The organism is Pseudomonas sp. RC4D1, from assembly GCF_018390395.1.
GTDB classification, from domain to species: domain Bacteria; phylum Pseudomonadota; class Gammaproteobacteria; order Pseudomonadales; family Pseudomonadaceae; genus Aquipseudomonas; species Aquipseudomonas danubii.
Genome location: NZ_JAHBAW010000001.1, coordinates 586,429 through 607,216, shown reverse-complemented (window position 1 = coordinate 607,216; position 20,788 = coordinate 586,429). Strand labels below are relative to the sequence as shown.

At 61.8% G+C, this 20,788-nt stretch carries 18 protein-coding genes and 1 tRNA gene; 9 read left to right on the top strand and 10 right to left on the bottom strand.

Annotated features, from left to right (window positions below):
* Positions 1–7 precede the first annotated feature (7 nt).
* A complete protein-coding gene (locus KHO49_RS02825; protein WP_213664587.1) occupies positions 8–1,669 on the bottom strand; it encodes an OFA family MFS transporter in 1,662 nt (553 codons plus the stop codon).
* A 341-nt stretch (positions 1,670–2,010) separates the two neighbouring features.
* Between KHO49_RS02825 and KHO49_RS02820 the strand changes: the two genes are divergently transcribed.
* From KHO49_RS02820 to KHO49_RS02795, 6 genes are all read left to right on the top strand, one after another.
* Complete coding sequence (locus KHO49_RS02820) at positions 2,011–4,236, top strand: AsmA family protein (RefSeq protein WP_213664586.1); 2,226 nt, start codon at positions 2,011–2,013, stop codon at positions 4,234–4,236.
* A complete protein-coding gene (gene mutY / locus KHO49_RS02815; RefSeq protein WP_213664585.1) occupies positions 4,233–5,300 on the top strand; it encodes an A/G-specific adenine glycosylase in 1,068 nt (355 codons plus the stop codon). Before KHO49_RS02820 ends, mutY begins: the two co-directional genes overlap by 4 nt.
* Positions 5,297–5,569 carry an oxidative damage protection protein gene (locus KHO49_RS02810; RefSeq protein WP_047301095.1) on the top strand — a complete coding sequence of 91 codons (273 nt, stop codon included), beginning with the start codon at positions 5,297–5,299 and terminating at the stop codon, positions 5,567–5,569. Before mutY ends, KHO49_RS02810 begins: the two co-directional genes overlap by 4 nt.
* Before the next feature lie 104 nt (positions 5,570–5,673).
* Positions 5,674–5,749 (top strand) — tRNA-Phe (locus KHO49_RS02805).
* Positions 5,750–6,068: 319 nt separating this feature from the next.
* The gene (locus KHO49_RS02800) at positions 6,069–7,223 is read left to right on the top strand and encodes a Fic family protein (RefSeq protein WP_213664584.1); all 1,155 of its coding nucleotides are present in this window, start codon (positions 6,069–6,071) and stop codon (positions 7,221–7,223) included.
* Positions 7,224–7,418: 195 nt separating this feature from the next.
* Positions 7,419–8,495, top strand: coding sequence for a PDDEXK nuclease domain-containing protein (locus KHO49_RS02795; protein ID WP_110651079.1), 1,077 nt, complete (start codon positions 7,419–7,421; stop codon positions 8,493–8,495).
* 86 nt (positions 8,496–8,581) lie between these two features.
* Here KHO49_RS02795 and KHO49_RS02790 read toward each other — a convergent pair whose 3' ends face one another.
* The 3 genes from KHO49_RS02790 to KHO49_RS02780 form a co-directional block, all read right to left on the bottom strand.
* Entirely contained in the window at positions 8,582–8,860 is a 279-nt protein-coding gene (locus KHO49_RS02790; protein ID WP_102882205.1) for a hypothetical protein, read from the bottom strand.
* Positions 8,861–9,206: 346 nt separating this feature from the next.
* On the bottom strand, positions 9,207–9,788 hold the full coding sequence (locus tag KHO49_RS02785; RefSeq protein ID WP_213664583.1) for a hypothetical protein: 582 nt from the start codon (positions 9,786–9,788) through the stop codon (positions 9,207–9,209).
* Positions 9,789–9,908: 120 nt separating this feature from the next.
* The gene (locus tag KHO49_RS02780) at positions 9,909–10,229 is read right to left on the bottom strand and encodes an isochorismate lyase (protein ID WP_123391653.1); all 321 of its coding nucleotides are present in this window, start codon (positions 10,227–10,229) and stop codon (positions 9,909–9,911) included.
* A gap of 227 nt (positions 10,230–10,456) precedes the next feature.
* Here KHO49_RS02780 and KHO49_RS02775 point away from each other — a divergent pair, with 227 nt between their 5' ends.
* Positions 10,457–11,446, top strand: coding sequence for an alpha/beta hydrolase family protein (locus KHO49_RS02775; RefSeq protein ID WP_213664582.1), 990 nt, complete (start codon positions 10,457–10,459; stop codon positions 11,444–11,446).
* Here KHO49_RS02775 and gltS read toward each other — a convergent pair whose 3' ends face one another.
* Genes gltS through KHO49_RS02760 form a run of 3 tightly spaced genes read right to left on the bottom strand, consistent with a single transcriptional unit; the run spans position 11,447 to position 14,390 of the window.
* Positions 11,447–12,655 carry a sodium/glutamate symporter gene (gltS, locus tag KHO49_RS02770; protein ID WP_110595515.1) on the bottom strand — a complete coding sequence of 403 codons (1,209 nt, stop codon included), beginning with the start codon at positions 12,653–12,655 and terminating at the stop codon, positions 11,447–11,449.
* Between the two features lie 52 nt (positions 12,656–12,707).
* A complete protein-coding gene (hutG, locus tag KHO49_RS02765) occupies positions 12,708–13,646 on the bottom strand; it encodes a formimidoylglutamase (protein ID WP_110651085.1) in 939 nt (312 codons plus the stop codon).
* A gap of 18 nt (positions 13,647–13,664) precedes the next feature.
* Positions 13,665–14,390 carry an IclR family transcriptional regulator gene (locus tag KHO49_RS02760; protein ID WP_213664581.1) on the bottom strand — a complete coding sequence of 242 codons (726 nt, stop codon included), beginning with the start codon at positions 14,388–14,390 and terminating at the stop codon, positions 13,665–13,667.
* Positions 14,391–14,650: 260 nt separating this feature from the next.
* Between KHO49_RS02760 and KHO49_RS02755 the strand changes: the two genes are divergently transcribed.
* Entirely contained in the window at positions 14,651–15,061 is a 411-nt protein-coding gene (locus tag KHO49_RS02755; protein WP_213664580.1) for a hypothetical protein, read from the top strand.
* An 81-nt stretch (positions 15,062–15,142) separates the two neighbouring features.
* Here KHO49_RS02755 and KHO49_RS02750 read toward each other — a convergent pair whose 3' ends face one another.
* The 3 genes from KHO49_RS02750 to gabP form a co-directional block, all read right to left on the bottom strand.
* Positions 15,143–15,463 (bottom strand): hypothetical protein, encoded by a 321-nt coding sequence (locus KHO49_RS02750; protein ID WP_102862719.1) that lies wholly within the window; start codon positions 15,461–15,463, stop codon positions 15,143–15,145.
* Positions 15,464–15,831: 368 nt separating this feature from the next.
* The gene (locus KHO49_RS02745; RefSeq protein ID WP_213664579.1) at positions 15,832–17,862 is read right to left on the bottom strand and encodes a DKNYY domain-containing protein; all 2,031 of its coding nucleotides are present in this window, start codon (positions 17,860–17,862) and stop codon (positions 15,832–15,834) included.
* A 188-nt stretch (positions 17,863–18,050) separates the two neighbouring features.
* Positions 18,051–19,442 (bottom strand): GABA permease, encoded by a 1,392-nt coding sequence (gene gabP, locus KHO49_RS02740; protein ID WP_102882143.1) that lies wholly within the window; start codon positions 19,440–19,442, stop codon positions 18,051–18,053.
* A gap of 565 nt (positions 19,443–20,007) precedes the next feature.
* On the opposite strand from gabP, the gene KHO49_RS02735 reads away from it, so the two are divergent.
* Positions 20,008–20,781 (top strand): ABC transporter ATP-binding protein, encoded by a 774-nt coding sequence (locus KHO49_RS02735; protein ID WP_102862716.1) that lies wholly within the window; start codon positions 20,008–20,010, stop codon positions 20,779–20,781.
* The last annotated feature ends 7 nt before the right edge of the window (positions 20,782–20,788 follow it).

The window sequence follows — 20,788 nt, the reverse complement described above, 5'->3', positions numbered from 1 at the left end:
GAAGCCATCAATGGAACAGCACCGCCGTCTTCTGCAAGGTCACCCACACCCCCCAGGCCAGGGGAATGCCCACCACCAGCCAGGCAGCGATCGCCAGCGGCAGACTGGCGGACGAAGCTTTCCACTCCAGCACGACACTGCTGTCAGCGCCCTTGTCATGGCCCAGGGCCTGCTCGGCCGCCAGTTGCTCGTCGGTCATGAAGTACTTGTCGGCCACCGGGCGCACCAGCAGGTTGCACAGGAAACCCAGCACCAGCAGACCGGCCAGGATGTACAGCGTGATGTCATACGCCGCGGCGCGTTCAACGCCGATGCTCAACTGATACTCACGCAGGTAGTTCACCAGCACTGGCCCCAGCACTCCGGCCGCCGCCCAGGCGGTCAGCAGGCGACCGTGGATCGCGCCTACCATCTGGGTGCCGAACAGGTCTGCCAGGTAGGCCGGCACTGTGGCGAAACCGCCGCCGTACATCGACAGGATGATGCAGAACGCCGCCACGAACAGAGCGATATTGCCCAGATGGCCGAGGTTCGGAATCAGCGCGTACAGGGCAAAGCCCAGGGCGAAGAACACGAAGTAGGTGTTCTTGCGACCCAGGTAGTCGGAGAACGACGCCCAGAAGAACCGCCCGCCGATGTTGAACAAGCTCAACAGACCGGTAAAGCCGGCGGCAATCGCGGCGATCTGCGCCAGTTGCCCGGCGTCCAGCTGGCTGAAGCTCAGATCGTTGCCCAGCAGCTTGCCGGCGAACACTTCCTGCAACAGCGGCGAGGCCATGCCGAGGATGCCGATACCGGCCGATACGTTGAGGCACAGCACCAGCCACACCAGGCGGAACTGCGGGGTCTTCCAGGCCACGTTCACGTGCACGTGACGGTGAGTGATCATCGCATTGGCGGCTTTTTTCGCCGGAGCGGTCCAGCCCTCAGGCTTCCAGCCGGTAGGCGGAACCCGGTAGGCCAGGGCGCCACCGATCATGAACACGAAGTAGATGGCGGCCATCACCAAAAAGCTCTGCCACACGCCGACGCTGGTGGGCGTGGCGAAATGGCTCATCAGGGCTGCGGCCAGAGGTGCGCCGACCATGGCGCCACCGCCAAAGCCCATGATCGCCATGCCGGTGGCCATGCCGCGCTTGTCCGGGAACCACTTGATCAGGGTCGACACCGGGGAGATGTAGCCCAGGCCCAGGCCGATACCGCCGATGACCCCGGAGCCGATCCACATCAGCCAGATCTGGTGGGTATAGACCCCCAGCGCCGAGATCAGCAGGCCGCCGCACCAGCACAGCGCCGATACCACACCGGCCTTGCGCGGCCCGGCATGTTCCAGCCAGCCACCCCAGATCGCTGCCGAGCAGCCCAGGAAGATGAAGAACAGGGTGTAGATCCAGCCGAGCATGGAAATCGGCCAGTCACACTGGGACGAAAAGACCTGCTCGATAAAGCCCATGCCCGGCGCGCACGCCACTGGCGCGCTGATGCCCAGCGCCTTGGACAGTGGCAGCCAGAACACCGAGAAGCCGTAGGCCATGCCGATGCACAGGTGAATAGCCAGAGCGGCCGGTGGGACCAGCCAGCGGTTGAAACCGGGCTTGGCAATGATGCGCTCTTTGGACAAGAACGCTGGCTGAGCGGCCGGGCTGGCCACCGCAGTGCTAGAGCTCATGGATGTTTCCCCCAATTATTAGAATTGTTCATCGGCCACTCCCCTGCGACGACCTTGGCACGCAGGCGCGGTCGTTTTATGAGTAAAGCTCCCTTTGGGCAGGCGCGACATTCAGTCGCAGAAGGACGGACGAACCGCGAGAGGTTACCATTTGCGACAAACTAAATACCCAAACTGGCATCACCTTTTTTCCCGCGACTGCTTCGCCCGCAGGCCAGGCCTCTGGCAAAAAAATGGCCGTTACAACGAAAAACCTCTAACAGCAATGGGTGACCAGTCGCCAGGTTCAGAGCGTTATACTCCCTGGCTAAATTTTGAATTCGACACACAAGGACTCGCCCATGAAAGCGTTCGGCAAAATCCTGGGTCTGGTAATTCTCGGGCTGTTGCTGATCATCGTGGCTCTGGGCTTCGCCCTGACCCACCTGTTTGATCCCAACGACTACAAAGAAGAGATTCGCCAGATTGCCCGCGACAAGGCCCACATCGAGCTGACGCTCAATGGCGACATCGGCTGGAGCCTGTTCCCCTGGCTCGGCCTGGAACTGCACGACGCCGGCGTAGCCACCCTGGCCAACCCGACCCAACCTTTCGCCGACCTGCAGATGCTTGGCCTGTCGGTCCGGGTACTGCCGCTGCTGCGCCGTGAAGTGCAGATGAGCGATGTGCGGGTCGAAGGCCTCAACCTGCGCCTGAACCGCGACAAGGATGGCCACGGTAACTGGCAGGACATCGGCAAGGCCGCCCCTACCGACAAGCAGGCCCAAACCCCGGCCACCAGCACCGGCGAAGCGGGCCAGCCCAACGTCGGCACAGACAAGCCTTCGCAGCCCATCCGCCTGGACATCGACAGCTTGACCGTGAACAACGCCCGGGTTGAGTACAACGATGAACAGACCGGCAAGCAGTTCACCGCCGAAAGCATCCAACTGAGCACCGGGCCAATTCACGAAGCCAGCAACACCCCGGTCAAGCTCACCGCATTCCTGGCCAGCAACCAGCCTGCCGTGCGGGTACGCACCGAGCTCAATGGCGAGCTGCGCTTCGATCGCGCCCTGCAGCGCTACCAGTTCGAAGACATGCGCCTGTCCGGCGAGGCCACCGGCGATCCGCTGCAAGGCAAGACCGTGACCTTCGCCGCCCAGGGCCAGCTGTTGCTGGACAAGGCCGCCAACGTCGGCCAGTGGACCGGTTTGAAAATATCCCTCAACCAGTTGCGCGCCCTGGGCGAACTCAAGGTCAATGATCTGGACAAGACCCCGCAGATCAGCGGCGGGCTCTCCATTGCCCAGTTCGACCTGGCGAAATTCGTCGACAGCATCGGCCAGACCCTGCCGGCCATGGCCGAAGGCAGTCTGAGCAAGGTCGAGCTGGTCAGCCGCCTGCAAGGCACGCCCAGCAGCCTGGCCCTGGAAGACCTGAACCTGAAGCTCGACGACAGCACCTTCAGCGGACGCCTGGCGATCGAGGATTTCGCCAAGCAATCCCTGCGCGCCCAACTCAAGGCCGACACCTTCAACGTCGACCGCTACCTGCCGCCCAAGTCGGCCGAAGCCAATAGTGCCGCCACGGCGCGCAAGGCCGAAGTGCAAAGCAGCGAAGCCGATGCCATGGCTGGCGCCGGCACCACGCCGCTGCCCAACTCGCCGACCAAGGGCGCCTGGAGCACCGACAAGCTGCTACCGGTGGAACGCCTGAACAAGCTCGACGTCGACGCCGACCTGAGCTTCGGCCAACTGATCCTGGACAAGCTGCCGATTCAGAATGCCGCGCTCAAGGCCAACGGCCAGGGCGGCCTGCTCAAACTGTCCAGCCTGCGCGGTGAGCTGTACAACGGCAGTTTCGAGGCCAGCGGCAATCTCGATGTGCGCCAGAGCACACCGCAGTTGAGCCTGCAGACCAAGATCAACCGCGTGCCGGTGGAACGCATCCTCGAAAGCCAGGGCCAGAATCCTCCGGTCAAAGGTCTGGTGACCCTGAACAGCAACCTCAGCGGCAGCGGCAACAGCCAGAAGGCGCTGATCGACAACCTCAACGGTACTGCCAGCTTCGTCATCAACAACGGCGTGCTGCTCAACGCCAACATCGAACAGCAGCTGTGCCAGGGCATCGCGGTGCTCAACCGCAAGAACCTCAGCAGTACGCCACGGGGCAAGGACACACCGTTCCAGGAGCTCAAGGGCAACCTGACGTTTCGCAACGGCGTGGCCAGCAACCCGGACCTGAAAGTGCGCATCCCCGGCATGACCGTCAACGGCAATGGTGATATCGACCTGCGGGTGCTGGGCATGGACTACCGGGTCGGCATCGTCGTCGAGGGTGACCTCAGCGATAACCCGGACCCGGCCTGCCAGGTCGGCCAACGCTTCGCCGGCGTTGAACTGCCCCTGCGCTGCCGCGGCCCACTGGAGCTGGGGGCCAAGGCCTGTCGTTTGGACAAGGACGGCCTGGGCCAGGTAGCCGCCAAGCTGGCCGGTGACCGCCTGCAACAGAAGATCGACGAAAAACTGGGTGACAAGGTCAGCCCGGAACTGAAAAACGCACTCAAGGGGCTGTTCAAGCGATGAGAGCCGAGGCCTTTGCACCGGCGGTGCTGGACTGGTACGACCGCCATGGTCGTCATGACCTGCCCTGGCAGCAGGACATCAACCCGTATCGGGTGTGGGTGTCGGAGATCATGCTGCAACAGACCCAGGTCAGCACCGTACTCAACTACTTCGACCGCTTCATGGCCTCGCTGCCCACGGTGCAGGCCCTGGCCGAAGCCCCGGAAGACGAAGTGCTGCACCTGTGGACCGGCCTGGGCTACTACACCCGGGCGCGCAACCTGCAAAAGACCGCGAAGATCGTCATGGCCGAGTACGGCGGCGAGTTTCCCCGGGATGTGGAAAAACTCACCGAGCTGCCGGGCATCGGCCTGTCCACCGCCGGCGCCATCGCCAGCATCAGCATGGGCCTGCGGGCGCCGATCCTCGACGGCAACGTCAAGCGAGTGCTGGCCCGCTTCACCGCCCAGGAGGGATACCCGGGCGAACCCAAGGTGGCGAAACAGCTGTGGGCCACTGCGGAACGCTTCACGCCCCACAGCCGGGTCAACCACTACACCCAGGCGATGATGGACCTGGGGGCGACCCTCTGCACCCGGAGCAAGCCCAGCTGCCTGCTGTGCCCCCTGGAGCGCGGCTGCGAAGCCCACATGCTCGGCCTGGAAACCCGCTACCCGACTCCCAAGCCGCGCAAGGAGGTGCCGCAGAAGCGCACCCTGATGCCATTACTGGCCAACCGCGAAGGCGCCATCCTGCTTTATCGGCGCCCCTCCAGCGGCCTCTGGGGCGGCTTGTGGAGCCTGCCGGAACTGGATGGCCTGGACGACATCCCGCACCTGGCATCGCAGCACTCCCTGGAGCTGGGCCAGCAACAGCAGATGCCCGGCCTGGTCCACACCTTCAGTCACTTCCAGCTGGCCATCGAGCCCTGGCTGATCCGGGTCGAAGAGTCGGCGCTGCACGTCGCCGAGGCCGACTGGCTCTGGTATAACCTCGCCACCCCGCCGCGCCTGGGCCTTGCCGCCCCGGTGAAAACACTGCTCAAGCGCGCGGCCGAAGTCTTGAATGCAGGAGAGTCGTCATGACCCGCACCGTAATGTGCCGCAAGTACCAGGAAGAATTGCCGGGCCTGGAACGCCCCCCGTACCCGGGCGCCAAAGGCCAGGATATTTTCGAACACGTCTCGGCCAAGGCCTGGGCTGACTGGCAGAAACACCAGACCCTGCTGATCAACGAAAAACGCCTGAACATGATGAATGCTGAAGACCGCAAATATCTGCAGGGCGAGATGGATAAATTTTTCTCCGGCGAGGAATACGCCAAGGCCGAAGGCTACGTGCCGCCGGCGGAGTAAACCCACGGAAAATCGGGGGCGGAACGTAAGCGGCGGTAATAATTAAACTTTTTTTCAAAACTTGCTTGACGCCCCCCTGAAAAACCCGTTTAATGCGCCCCGTTGCCCAGATAGCTCAGTCGGTAGAGCAGGGGATTGAAAATCCCCGTGTCGGCGGTTCGATTCCGTCTCTGGGCACCACCTTCAGCTTTCAGGTGGTGTTTACATCACGTGAAAGCAACCAAGAAACCCGCCTAGTGCGGGTTTTTTGTTGCCTGGAATTTGACCCTTCCCGCTCCCCGCGCGATCCCCCCGCTTTCTTTTCTGCACAACCAAGCCACTGCGCGACCATCACGCCGCCAATACAGCGCATCTCGCCTCAGCTTTTCTCAAACATCCACTTAAATGAAAAACCATCTTGAGATAATCATCTTTTGATATTCGACCAAAACCCCTATAGAACAAGGCTTACAGCAAAAAAATCATAGATAATTTTTTCGGCTTTCGAGATGTTTGCACAATGCCTGCATTCTTCCATCACGATCTTGAGCTGCTAAACCCGTCCTTCGACTCCAATCTGGTGGACGTGCTCAGCGAGCTTGAGCACCTTCGGCGCTTGCGATTGGAAGGCGATACGCCTCCTGCGATCTTCTATCAGCTGAAAACGATCTTCCACATCCTGGAAAGCCTGGGTTCGGCGCGCATCGAAGGCAACCACACAACACTTGCCGACTACATCGAGAGCAAGGTTGAAGGCACAGCCGAGGACACCGATCAGCTACGCGAAGTGGCGAAGATCGAAAAAGCCTTGGACTACATCGAGCAAACCATTGGCCCGGGAACACCGATTACCGAGCTCACCATCAGAGAGCTGCACGCGATGACCGTCCAGGACCTGGAGCGAGAGGGCGATAAGACGCCTGGAGCTTATCGCCAGGGCGCAGTGCAGATCGCTCAGGCCGCCCACCTACCTCCTGATGCCCTGATGGTGCCCAGCTACATGCAAGAGCTGGTGGAGTTCGTCAATCGGGAGGACCTGCCCAAATACGACTTGATGAAAGTGGCCTTGACCCATCACCGGTTTGGCTGGATTCACCCCTTTGGCAACGGCAATGGTCGCGTGGTGCGCCTCCTGACTTACGCACAGCTGATGAAATATGGCTTCAACGTCGATACGGGTGGCCGCGTACTCAACCCTACCGCTGTTTTCTTCAACGATCGGGAACGTTACTACGCCATGCTCGCCACCGCGGACCAAGGAACCAAGGCCGGGCTGGAGACCTGGTGTACCTATGCTCTAGAGGGCATTAGGGACGATCTGGAAAAGGTCAACCGCCTCACCGACTATCGCTACCTGACCCGGCACATCCTGGCTCCCGCCATTACCTTTGCTCGGGATCGACAATGGATCACTGCAGCGGAGGAAACGGTACTGACCACAGCGATCAAGTCAGGTGTTGTTAAATCGAGCGACATCGCTCAGGCGCTACCCAAGCTGACTGCCGGGCAAAGGACCTATCAAATAAAGAAACTGGTGGACCAGGGGATGCTGTTACCCATCAGCACCAACGCCCGGCAGTACACCATCGGTTTCTCCAACAGCTACCTCATCAGAGGAATGATCAAGGCGCTTCGAGAGCAAGGGTTCATACCGGCACCGCTTGAAGCGCCATGACGCCAGCGAGCAGATCAACATCAGCCAGAAGCAAAATAAATCTTGAACGAATAATTGCGGCTTGCTGCCAGGCTTCTATTGCGCACTGCACCCCGACAGAAATACCCCGATACCCCATGACCCAACTCAAGTCGTGACTTGCTGGCACTCTCCTCAGTTTGCCCATCCGTCAGGCTGCCCTCCGTGGAGGTTCATATGAGTCAGGCAATTACGGGGAACAATCCCGACATCCACCTTCTTCCGCTGATCGACAGCCTCGGCGAGCTGATCCGTCAATCGCGCCGACAGGCACTACGCGCTGTCGATACGTTACAGGTACAAACCTGCTGGCAGATTGGCCGGCATATCGTAGAGTTCGAGCAAGGGGGTGCCGAGCGGGCAGCCTATGGAAAGCGACTGCTGCCAGAGCTGGCAAAAGTACTGAGCGCAGAGTTTGGCAAAGGCTTCGACGCTACCAACTTGCGGCATATGCGGGGATTTTTCCTGAGCTTCGAAAAATGCGACGCACTGCGTCGCGAATTGAGCTGGACCCACTATCGCTTGCTGCTAAGGGTCGAAAGCCAGCACGCTCGCCAGTGGTACATGCATGAAGCCGCGACACAGGGCTGGTCAACCCGAGCCCTGGAACGCCAGATCGGCACGCTCTATTACGAACGCCTCCTGAGTAGCCAGGATCGCGCACCCGTCGAGCAAGAGGCGGCCATCAAGATTCAAGCCCTGGGCAAGACTCCCAGAGAGTTTGTCCGCGATCCGGTACTGCTGGAGTTTCTTGGGGTACCCAACGCCGCCAGCCTGCTGGAGAACGATCTGGAGCAGGCGCTGATCAATCAGTTGCAAGCCTTCCTGCTTGAACTGGGCAAGGGCTTCGCCTTTGTTGCTCGCCAACAGCGCATCAGCACCGAGAGCAAAGACTTCTACCTCGATCTGGTGTTCTACAACTACCTGCTCAAATGTTTCGTGGTCTTCGATCTCAAGCGTGGCGAACTCAGCCATCAGGATATTGGCCAGATGGATATGTACGTGCGCCTTTACGATGAACTCAAGCGCGGGGCGGACGACGGACCTACAGTGGGCATCATTCTGTGCACACAAAAGGACGAATCCGTGGTTCGTTATTCCGTGCTGCACGGGCATGAACAACTGTTTGCCAGCAAGTACAAGCTGATACTGCCCAGCGAAGAGCAACTGCGCGATGAACTGGACCGCGAGCGAGCCAGGATCGAAGAACGCCTACTGGCGCAAACTGACCAAACGCTTCCCAGAAGTTCATAAGCGCCTCAGATGCTCTCAGGCCAGTTTGAAGGCAGCCAGAACTCTATCGATCCTGGCCGCCTTTACGCATTACCTGCATCCGCCGATCAGAAGGCCTTATCCGCCCGCTCCATCGCCTGCCCCTGGGCCACATCGAGCAGGGCCACGCCATCACCGAGCAGCAGCGAGGCGATGTCGGCGATCTGGAACAAGTCGCTGGCGTCAGCCGTTTGCGCGGTCATGCAGGATAGGCTGTTCATCAGTTTGTGAAGGGCACGTATGCGCTGATCGGCGCAGGCCAGGAGATCGACCAGGGGCGCATGGGGATTGATCAGCAGGACGGGGTTGTCCGCTGGCGTGTGGTGAAGAGGGATATATCCGTTCATTGGTGAAACTCCTTGTGTATGAGGAGCTACCACCCAACTTCCTACCGGCCAGGTGGCAGCTGCACGCGGGGGTAGGAACCGGTCACAAGATCCGGCCACGCCGAAGCGTGCCCGCGTACAGCCGCCATAACGCATAGGCAGCAAACAGCACCCAGAGCGCTGGGTGCTGGTACGCATCTTATGATCGGGTTCCTACGCCCGGCCGCTGATTTGGCAGCGACCGGCGCAGAGTAAAGAGCAGGTCCGATCAGCGCAAGCCCTCACCTGGTGACTGAAAGTAACCGGCCCGCCCGCGCTCAAACCAACCCCAAAGAGGGCGCTGCAGCACTTCAGCCGCCCAACCACTTCACTGCGAACCGGCATCCATCAACACCTTGAGCGCCGCATCGGCCTCGACGCGTTGTGCCTGGGTGGGTTTGACGGCAAATTGACTGCGCTGCTTGTTGAGGGCCAGGTAGGCGTTGTCGCCATCGCCCCAAATGTAGGAGTAGATCAGCAGGAAACTGTCGGAGCCGGGCTGGCAGTAAGGGGCGACGCTGCGCAGCGGCGCCAGCAGTTGGATCATCTCGCCATAGTTGTCGGTGAACTCCAGCAGGGCGAACTGCCAGCGACCGGTCTGCGGATCGTATTGGGAGGAGCCGCCAGTGCCCGTCCACATTTGCACCACTTCCTGCAGGCTGCGCGCACCGGAATCCTGCAACCACTCGGCATCGACCCGGGCCGAGCCGTACATGTCCTTGCTGTCGAACCACCTCTGCCAATCGCTGTAGGAAATCGCCGGGCGTGGCGGCGCAGCCATGGCTTGGGCGTATTGCTCGGGCGTCATACTGCAACGCAGATACACCGAGGAAGGCTCGCTCGCCTGTGCCTGCACGGTCGCAGCCAAAAGCGCTGCCAGCGCCAGCCCTGTCCATGAGCGAAGTTGCATGGTTGTCGTTCCTGATCGTTCGAGAAAAGGCCGCCAGTCTACCGGCGGCGACGCCGATCAACGCAGAGGGCCTGCCCTCTGCCGCAGAGTCCGATCAACGCCGAACGTCGGCAAGCAACTTCAGGCAAGCGCCTGCGCCGCCTGCCAATGCTTCATCTCCTCGGCGATAAAATGCTGCACCAGATCGCTGTACAGCTTCTCGATGGCATCCGCGCTCAGGCCTTCGGCCTCGGCCCATTCGCGGCGGGTGGCGAGCATCGCCTTGAAGCGCTCTTCGGCCCGCACCGTGGCCGCCGAGGTCTTGAACTTCGACGCGGCCAGCACGTACTTGAAACGCGCACCCAGCAGCGCGATTACCGCCCGATCCAGGGTGTCGATTTCCCGGCGGATATCTTCCATGCCCTGGCATTGTTCCGGGGCCATTTGCTGCTTCACTTCCATGCTCAACGCTCCATCGGGGTCAGGTGCCCGGCCGTGGCCGGGGCTCGGATTATTCTCACGGGCCGGCACGGGAGTAAAGTCGCCGGCAACCAGGCATCCCCCAACTAGCGGACGCGCTGGCAGTTGCCGCACCCCGGATGGGCCGGGTATTAATGAACGCACAACAACTTCGTCGCTGAGCGAGATGGCTTGCCCACTCCACACCAGCCGCCCAGGAACAACCGCCCATGTCCCTGCTGTCCTCCCCCGAACTACCTGCCACCCGCCCCGCCGCTGCCGGTCCAGATTCAGGTGCAGATCCAGGCCCCAGCGCAACCTTCAGCGAACCGGCGGCGGATGGCGTTCTCCTTGGCGGCTTCACTTGGCGCCACCCATTAGCTGATCCGGCACGGCCGGTGGTAATCATCAACGCCGCGACCTCGGTGCGCTGCCGCTACTACTTTCGTTTCGCCGACTACCTGTTCGCCAACGGCTTCGACGTGATGACCTATGACTATCGCGGCATCGGCGAGTCGCGTCGGGGCTCGCTCAAGGGGTTCAAGGCATCCTGGTCGGATTGGGGCGCACTGGATTTCGAAGCCATGCTGCAACGGGCCCAGCGCGAGTTTCCCGGACAGCCGATCGATGTGGTGGGCCACAGCTTCGGCGGCTGCGCCGTGGGCCTGGCCGCCTCCGCCGGGGTGATCCGTCGCGTGGCCACCATGGGCGCGCAATTCGCCTACTGGCGTGACTACGAGCCCCGGCTGCGCTGGCGCATGCTGGGCAAATGGCATGTGTTGATGCCCCTGCTGACGGGCCTCTACGGCTACTTCCCCGGCAAGCGCCTGGGCTGGATGGAGGACACACCTTCTGGGGTGGTCCGCGACTGGGCCACCCCGCACCCACGCTACGAAGGCCGCCCCAGCGGCCGCAGGCTGGCCGCAAAGCGTAGTGGGCAGCCCTTCGCCCAGGTCAGCGCCCCGATCCTCGCCATCAGTGTCAGCGACGACCCCTTTGGCACCGTGACGGCCATCGAGCGGCTACTGGGCTACTTCAGCAACAGCCCACGTACACATCTGCGCCTTCACCCCGAGGACATCGGCGAGGCCGAGATCGGCCATTTCGCCTTCTTCCACAGCCGCTTCGAAAGCCGGCTCTGGCCGCTGCTGCTGCACTGGCTGCAGCACGCCAGCCTGGCCCCGAACAGCCCCGGGCAACAGCTGATGCTGGAGCGCTGATCAGGCAAAGGCGTTGATGAACCAGGTGATCAGCGGGATCGCCACGATGTCGATCAACACCGCACCGCACAGCGGCACGATGATGAAGGCCTTGAAGGAAAAGACCTTGTAGTGATCACAGATCGCGCCCATGTTGGCCACCGCATTGGGCGTAGCGCCCAGGCCGTGCCCCATGAAGCCGGCACACAGCACCGCGGCGTCGTAGTTGCCGCCGAACAGGCGAAACAGCAGGAACACACACAGCAGCACCATCACCAGCACCTGCACCACCAGGATCACCAGCAGCGGCAGGCCGAGCTGTTCCAGCTCCCAGAACTTCAGGCTCATCATGGCCATGGTCAGGAACACCCCCAGGCATACGTCGCCCAGGGTGTTCACTGCGCTGTCGGGGATGTCGATGATTCGCGCCCGGTCATTGAGGTTGCGCAGGATGATCGCCACGAACATCGCCCCCACGTAGCTCGGCAGCACAATGCCCAGGTGTTCGTTCAATGCGCTGCCGATCCAGAAGCCCAGCACCATGATCAGCAGGACGCAGGTCAGCAGGCGCAGCAAGGTCGGCGCATCCAGAGGCGCCACCGAGCCCTGGGCGGCGCTTTCCAGGTGCTGCAAAGTGCTGACCTGATCGGCCTGGATCTGCAGGCGGTTGCGCTCGATCAGCCAGCGCGCCAGCGGGCTGCCCAGCAGGCCACCGGCAACCATGCCGAAGGTGGCCGAAGCCAGGGCCGCCGTGGTGGCGCCCACCGCCCCGAGGTTTTCCGCGATGGGACCAAAGGCCGCCGCCGCGCCAAAGCCGCCCTCCAGGGACACCGCACCGGCCATGATGCCCAGCAGCGGATCGATGCCCAGCGCCTTGGCCGCACCGACACCCACCAGGTTCTGCAGCAGCGCCAGGGACCAGCAAGCCCCCAGGTAGACGAACAGGATCTTGCCGCCACGACGCAACAGGCCGAGGCTGCCCCCCAGACCCACGGTGGTGAAGAACGCCACCATCAGGGGCGTCTGGATCGCGGTGTCGAGCTTGATCGCCAGCAGTTGCTGGTCGCGCAGCAGCCAGACGATCAGGGCAAAGCCGAAACCGCCGATCACCGGCGCCGGGACACAGAGCTGGGTCAGCCAGCGGCTGCGTTTCTTCAGCTGGGCTCCCACCCCCAGCAGGATCAGGGCCAGCGCCAGGGTGGTCAGCGCGTCCAATTCAAAAGTCGGCATGGCAAACATCTCTTCTTGTCATTGTGGTGTTGCGCGGCGAGGGGCGTGCCCCTCAGTGAATCAGGCTGGCCAATAGGCGCGCGGCCACGCGGGCGGTGCGCTGGTCCTGGTCGAGCCCGGGATTGAGTTCGGCAATGTCGGCTACGCGCAATTTGCCGCTGGCCCGAGCGCGGCGTACCAGGTGCTCGACCACTTGCACGTCCACTCCGTGGGCCGAGGGTGCACTGACGCCGGGAGCCTGGCTGGCTGGCAGCACATCCAGGCAAATGGTCATGTACAGCACGTCGATACCATCGAGAAAAGCGTCGAGGCAGGCCTCGATTGCCGGCAGGTTCCAGCCCTGCATCTGCCGGTCCAGCAGGTAGCGCACATTGAGCTCCCGGGCTTGTTCGAACAGCGCCTGGGTATTGCTCAACTCGCTGACCCCCAGGCAGCAATACTCGAAGGGCATGCCGGCCTGTCGGCAATACTCGGCGATCTGCCGGAACGGCGTGCCGGAACTGCTTTGCGGTGCATGACGCAGGTCGAAGTGAGCATCGAAATTGAGGATGCCGATCCGCGGACAGGGCTGTTGGCGGCGCAGGTAATCGGCCAGGCCACTGAAGCTGGCAAAGGCGATTTCATGACCACCACCCAGGCCCAGGGCCAAGTGCCCCTGTTCGAGCAACTGGCCGAGGCGATTGGCGTAGAGCTGCTGGGCGCTTTCCAGATGGTGGCCGTTACAGGCCACGTCCCCGGCGTCATACAGCGGGCCTTGGCCGTGCCAGGCCAGATTGGCCAGGGCCGCGCGCAAGGCCGCCGGGCCCTGGCTGGCACCGGTACGCCCCTGGTTGCGCTTGACCCCTTCGTCACAGGCCAACCCGAGCAAGGCAACACCCGCCGACTGCTGTTCACTCCAGGGTTGTACCCACTGGTGCCAGCGCCGGGCGGCCAGGCCTTCGGCCAGGTCGATACGACCCTGCCAGAGGTGCATGGGGGCGGTAGTGATCATGGTCTTGCTCCAGTCAATTCAATCCAGTCGAGCACTCAGACGCTGAGCGGCTTCGCAGGTCCAGCGGATCAGCCGCTCACTGCGCTGTTCGGCGCGGAACGCCGGAGCCATGAGGCTGATGGCGCCTTGCAGGCGGTCACGGCTATCGAGCAAGGGCGCGCTGACACCCCAGATGCCGTGGTCGATCTCGCTCAGGCTCACGGCATGCCCGGCTGCGCGAATCGTCGCGTAGCTTTCCAGGTACGTGGCCACATCCGCTTCCTCGACGCCCCGCTGGCGCAGGATCGACAAGCACAGCTCAGGCTCCATGTAGGCCAGCAACACCTTGGCCGAGGCGCCCAGCAGCAGCGGCTGCGCCAGGCCCTTCTGGTAGCAGCAGCGCAGGGGCTGCGGGCTGTCCACCAGTTCAATACAGATCGCCTGCCCGTTGCTGGGCACCATCAGCGCGACGCTTTCCTGGCTGAGCTCGGCCAGGCGGTTGAGCTCCGGTTTGGCCAGGGTCACCAGCAGGCCTTCGCGGTCGAACTTCTTCGCCAGTTGCAGGCAAGCAGGCCCGGGCAGGTAGCGGCCCTGGCCATTGTCCTGGGCCAGCCCCCAACGCAACAGGGTCTTGAGATGGCGATAGGTACTGCTCAAGGGCTGCTGCAAGCTCAGCGACAGCTCCTTGGCGGACATGGCCTCCGGGGATTGCCCCAGGGCCACGAGTATTTGCAGCAGACGGTCAGTGGGCGTGTGGTAGTGCATAGCGGCCTCTTGCAGCCATGGTGCATGGACTTTCCCGGCAAATGAAATCAGATTCCCAAGCAGTGGGAAAAGACTGCAAAAAACCTTCGGCAAAGGCGCACCGCTGCAATAGCCCGCGGCTCATACAGGATCGGCGGTGCCCGCCAAGAGACCATGGCGGGTGCCAGCGCGGTGATTTGCTGGCATCCTCTCCCGCCTGACTGGCCGCTCGCCTGATATCCGCGAGCGCCGCCCCCTTTGTGCAACAAGGTAAGACGCCCATGGCATCGATCGACAAACAACACAAACGTGCCGCCCGGGCAAAGGCCAAGGCCAAGCAAAACCGCGCCAAGCGCACAGCCCCCACCTCGGAGCTGGAACTGGACCCCAACGACAGCCGCATCGACTTCGAATCGGTAGACCTGACCGAGCTGTTCGTGAAAATGCGTGACGCTGAGAAAACCAGCCAGCAAGCGCTGTGCACGGTGTTCCTCTCGGACCCGCTGCTGGAGCTGGTCTACGAGCAGGAGGGCGAACAGGGCGCCACGGATTTCATCTTGGCGGCCCTGATCGAATACCGTAACTGGTCCACCGAGGCCGACGAGGCCACGGCCCTGGCCTGGATCGAGTCCGAGGCCTTCCAGGCCGACTACATGGCCGCATCCCAGGCACTGTTCAGCACCGAAGGCTGAGTTTCATTCGGGCATGAAAAAGGGCGCATTCAGCAATGAATGCGCCCTTTTCCGTTTCAGCTAAACCGCCTGGCGTGATGCTCAGGCCGCTTCCAGCCGAGGGATTTCCATGCCGATGCGCGAGCTGGCGAAGTTCAGGTCGCCGCTGGCGATGGACTGGGCCTTGAAGCCCGAGCCGATCAGGTCGCGTACATACAGCTTGTTGTACATGAACATGAACACCAGGTTGCTCAGGCCGAAAGTGAACATGGCCAGCAGGAACATGATGGCGGCCCATTTCCAGTCGGCGCGGAACAGTGCCGGGATGAAGCCGAAGAAGAACACGGTCCAGGAGAAACCAACTGGCGCTTCCTTGATGGCTCCGGTGTTCGGGTTTTTGAAGATGATTTTAGTGAACGCCATGCGCGTCTCCTTGCCGCCCTTTCTTTAAGAGAGCAATGGCCGGGCGATCACCATTGAACCCTGAATGCTCGTTCTTCGAGCCGGGACCGTCAGCCATGCCAGGGGCAAGTGCGGACAATCAGGAGCATGGGCCGACGCAAATGGATCAGGGGAGAGAGACGAAAGGCGGATTCAGAGCCCCGACAAGCATTCAATCCCTTGCAATACAGCGCTATTCCCTAGCTCCTCTCACGCTGGCACGCAAGAGCTCTTATCGAAGAGCGCGCAGGCTACTATTTCGCCAGCGGGCTGTCCATGAAACGCCATGTAACAAGTCACAGATCCGATAAAAAATCCGCCGTCAATGCTGACAGCAGCCTTTTTACCGTTCAAACAGCCAAATGTTCAGGGTCCTCGGCCAGGTCCTTCGTCGTTGCCTGGCAATACTGCTCAGCGCTGATTTCGCTGAGCGTCGCGTAGCCGTCGTACTGGTAAAAACGCTGTTTGTCCCGTGCATAGCGGTCCGCGAGAAACTCCAGGCTGGCCAGGTCGATGCGCTTGGCACTCACTGGGCGCCGGCCACAGAACAGCTTGCGCGTGCCCAACTGCAAGAAATCCGGATGAGGAACCCTCACTTCTTCCGGGCTGAACTCCACCTCCAGCGCCTTGCCGGCAGAAAACATCTGCGTCGCGCTGAAGGCGTAGCTGCCCATGAAGCGCGTGTGGGCCGGGTCGAGGTTCCTTTTTCTTTCGCTGTAGTAGTACACCGCGCCCTTATCCCTGGCCCAGCCATGCCCACAAGACTCGAAGCTGGCCAGATCCGCCTTACCCAGCGGCTCAGGCGCCTGATAAAAGACCCTGTGGCAAAAAACCGTCTGGCCATCGGTCAGGTAGGGCCCACCCAGGGCACGGTACTGGTCGACGGAGGCTGAAGAAAATCGCTCCGGCACCTGGGTCTCGGCACGATGAAAGGGGATCAGGTACAAGCCGTTGGCATCACCGCACAGGTGTGTGTCCAGCAGCTTGAAACTGCCGGCATCCAGACCATTGATAGCGCGACCATGAAAGTGCACCTGGTGCCCCAGCTCAAACCCCAAGCCGATGGAGCGCAGGACGGGCATTGTCGCCGCTGGCTCACAGGGCTTTTGCAAACGGTGCCACCAGTAGCCCTGCAACTGCGGGTGAGCCTCGAAGAACGCGGCCCACTCCTGCAGCATCCCGTCATCAATCACCCCAGCCGAACCGAGAGGGCCGTGCTTGTCGCCCACCAGTACCGGTGAATGGTTGTACTCACCGCGCTCCAGCCGGGCCACCACAAAACTCTGCACATCCACGTCCAGCGGCTTGTTGAACAGATAGGCGCGCTGCTCGTCGGCGTAGTAATGAAACCCCAGGTGGCGAAAACTCGGAGCATGGGCCCCGCGCAAGCGGGTGCCATTGCAGTAGACAAACTGGTCGTCCACGGCCACGTACGGGTCCGGCGTTTCACTGCGACTCAAGACTCGCCCCGCAGCATCGAACACCGACTCAACGCGGTTCAGCAAGCGAAAGTCGCCGACATAACGCAGGGTTTTCCCGGTCAGGAAGTAGGCCCGTTGGGCGTCCTTGGCGTAGCGCTCATTGAGCACACAAAACGTCGCCAGATCGGCCTTGTCGATGCGGTAGAAATACTCGTAGGCAATGCTGGAGCCCTGCTGCGCCTGAACGATCACCGAATGCCCGTCGGTGCCCCAGCGCCGGGCCAGCATGTGAAAACCGTCCGGATTGGCAATCGGCAACGGCGAGCCGTCCTTCTGGTGCAGCGGCACGCCGCCCCGGCAGACCTGATCATTGATCACCTGATAAGCCGGATGGTTGGTGCCACGCACCCGGTCCTCGGCGCTGGCGATCGCCCGTGCGCCCAGGAAGACCTTGGCGCCGTCACTGAACAGCACCGCAGATGAAGGCCAGTCCTCCGGCACCGGGTGCAGCAGCGCCAGACGCTCGGGGTGTGCGTCCTCGATCAGCGCCAGCCCATAGTCGTGACAGAAGTAGGCCCGCTGGTGATCGCTCCAATGGTCATGGCCCAGGCTTCGCAACCCGCGACACACACGCATCGGCAACGCCTGCAACGGGTGGTAGCCGTAACGTTCGAAGTAACGGGGCAAGGCATAGTAATCGGCCCGGGCATCACGCAGCAGGTGCCGATGAACACGATGGCGCCAGAGCGGTTCGCCCTCTACCAGGGGGGAAACCGGGTATTGCTCGGCCGCGGCCTGAGAAGCCTGCTCAGCCGGCGCCCGCCCTTCACGCTGCAGCATGAGGTACACGTCCCGGGCCCGCTCCTCCACCAGCAGCGCCCCCTCCATAAAGGCAAACCCCTGATGCCATTCAAGGTCGAGCTTTTCCCACTCGGCAAAATCCATGTCCAAGCCCTTCATCGCTGCATCCCAAGCTGACCGAGCGGTGGATTATCAGCAGGCGACCTGCGAGCGTAAAGCGCCCCGACGCCAGACCGCGACTGAGCATCAGCCCGCCACAAGCAGACGTGCCACCTTGCATCCGGACATGAAAAAGGCCGCGGTCATCTCTGAGCGCAGCCTTTTTCCACAAGCAGTGAATCAAACCGTCAGTTCAGCGCCAGAGCCCCACTGCGCTCGGCCTTGCGCCGACGGGCCACCAACAGGCCCGCAGCGATGACGATGACACTGAGCAGGCCAGTGGCGAGGATCTCCACCCGATGCTCTTCCTGGAACAGCATGATGCCCAGGATCGCGACGATGAACACGATCACCGCGTAGGTCAGGCCGGGGAACAGCCACATGCGAAAGGCGATCTTCTCGCCGGCGGCCATGCGTTTCTGGCGCATGCGCAGTTGCGATACAGCAATCACCAGGTACACCAGCAAGGCGATGGCGCCGGAACTGGCCAGGAGGAACTCGAACACCGCAGCCGGCGCTACATAGTTGGCGAACACCGCAAGGAAGGCCGCAGCGGTGGACAGGATCACCGCCCAATATGGCGTGCCACTGGCATTGGTGCGCTTGGCGACGGCTGGAGCATCGCCCCGCTTGCCCAGGGAGAAGAGCATGCGCGAGGCGGTGTAGAGCGCCGAGTTCAGGCAACTGGTCACCGCCACCAGCACCACCAGATCGACGATCAGCTTGGCGTTGGGAATGCCCATGCGATCGAGCACGGTCTGGTAGGAACCAACCTGGGCCAGGCTTGGGTCGTTCCACGGCACCAGGGCCACGACGATGAAGATCGACACCAGATAGAACAGACCAATCCGCCAGATCACCGAATTGGTGGCCTTGGAAATCTGTTTGCCCGGGTTGTGGGATTCCGCCGCAGCGATGGTGACGATCTCGGTACCCATGAAGGAGAACATGGTGGTCAGCATGGCGGCCAACACCGCGCCCATGCCATTGGGCATGAAGCCCTGGGTGTCCACCAGGTGCGAGACGCCGCTGACCTGGCTGTTGGGCAGCAAGCCACAGATGGCGGCGAGGCCGAGGATCACGAAACCGATGATGGCCACCACCTTGATCAGGGCGAACCAGAACTCGAATTCACCGTAGTTCTTCACGCTGAACAGGTTGGTGGCGGTCAGCAGCAGGGTGATCACCAGGGTAAAGACCCAGATCGCCACGTTGGGGAACCAGGCATGCAGGATGGTTGCAGCGGCGTTGGCTTCCAGCGGGATCACCAGCACCCAGAACCACCAGTACAGCCAACCGATGGTGAAACCGGCCCAGTGGCCAATGGCGCGATCGGCGTAGGTCGAGAACGACCCGGTGTCCGGCGAGGCGACGGCCATTTCCGCCAGCATGCGCATCACCAGCACCACCAGGGTGCCGGCGGCGGCGTAAGCCAGCAGCACGGCCGGACCGGCCTCGGCAATGGCGTGGCCGGAGCCGACGAAGAGGCCCGCGCCGATAACGCCGGCGATCGACAGCATGGTCACATGCCGTGGTTTGAGCCCCTGTTCGAGGTCATTGGAGAGTTGCGTACCGCTCATGAAAAGCACCTTTGCAACGAAAAAAGAGTCACTCCACCCGGTCTGCATTCGTTCTCGTAAAAAGAATTCAACAGGGCGTTCTTTATTTCGTACGCAAGAATTGCGCCAAAATGTTACAGAGTCCCGGACAACAGGGGTTGGCGAGCCGACCGATGGAAATCCCAAGTCATTGAGAACAATGGTATTTCGCCACTTCGTTACCGGGCGACTCACTTTGTAGGACGAAACAGCGCACCAGAAACACACCCCCAAAGTGCGTGATGCACAATTAGGAAGCAGATCCATGACCTTTGGCCCGTTAACCCTTCCAACACCCGGCCAAAGCTGGCACCATCGCGCCTTTTTTTACGCGACACCTACCGGATTTCAGGCGAATTCAGGGTTCAAACGGGCGTTCGGTTGTTGATGGGGCGACAGTCTTCTGTGCTGATGCGACAACCTGCCACATACCCTCTGTTTACCTCCGGTAGCGCTGTTGGCTGCGCTTGGAACCCTATGCTAGCTTGGCGCCTCGCCAGGAAGGCCGCCAACAGCAGGAGCACAATGAACTCTATGAGGACCGCACATGGCTGAGGCCACGCCCGCGCTTGAAATCCGCAACTTGCACAAACGCTACGGCACTCAGGAGGTACTCAAAGGTATCTCGCTGACCGCACGCGACGGTGACGTGATATCGATCCTGGGTTCCTCCGGCTCCGGCAAGTCCACTTTCCTGCGTTGCATCAACCTGCTGGAAAACCCGCACCAGGGCCAGATCCTGGTGGCCGGCGAAGAGCTCAAGCTCAAGGCCGCGAAAAACGGCGAGCTGGTGGCCGCCGACGGCAAGCAGATCAACCGCCTGCGCAGCGAAATCGGGTTCGTCTTCCAGAATTTCAATCTCTGGCCGCACATGAGCGTGCTCGACAACATCATCGAGGCACCGCGCCGGGTGCTGGGCCAGAGCAAGGCCGAGGCCATCGAAGTGGCCGAAGCGCTGCTGGCCAAGGTCGGTATCGCCGACAAACGCCACGCCTACCCGGCCCAGCTGTCTGGCGGCCAGCAGCAACGCGCCGCCATCGCCCGCACCCTGGCGATGCAACCCAAAGTCATCCTGTTCGACGAGCCGACCTCGGCCCTGGACCCGGAAATGGTCCAGGAAGTCCTCAACGTGATCCGCGCCCTGGCCGACGAAGGCCGTACCATGCTGCTGGTCACCCATGAAATGAGCTTTGCCCGCCAGGTCTCCAGTGAAGTGGTATTCCTTCACCAGGGCCTGATCGAAGAGCAGGGATCGCCACAGCAGGTCTTCGAGAACCCGCTTTCGGCACGCTGCAAACAATTCATGTCCAGCAACCGCTAACGGAGCT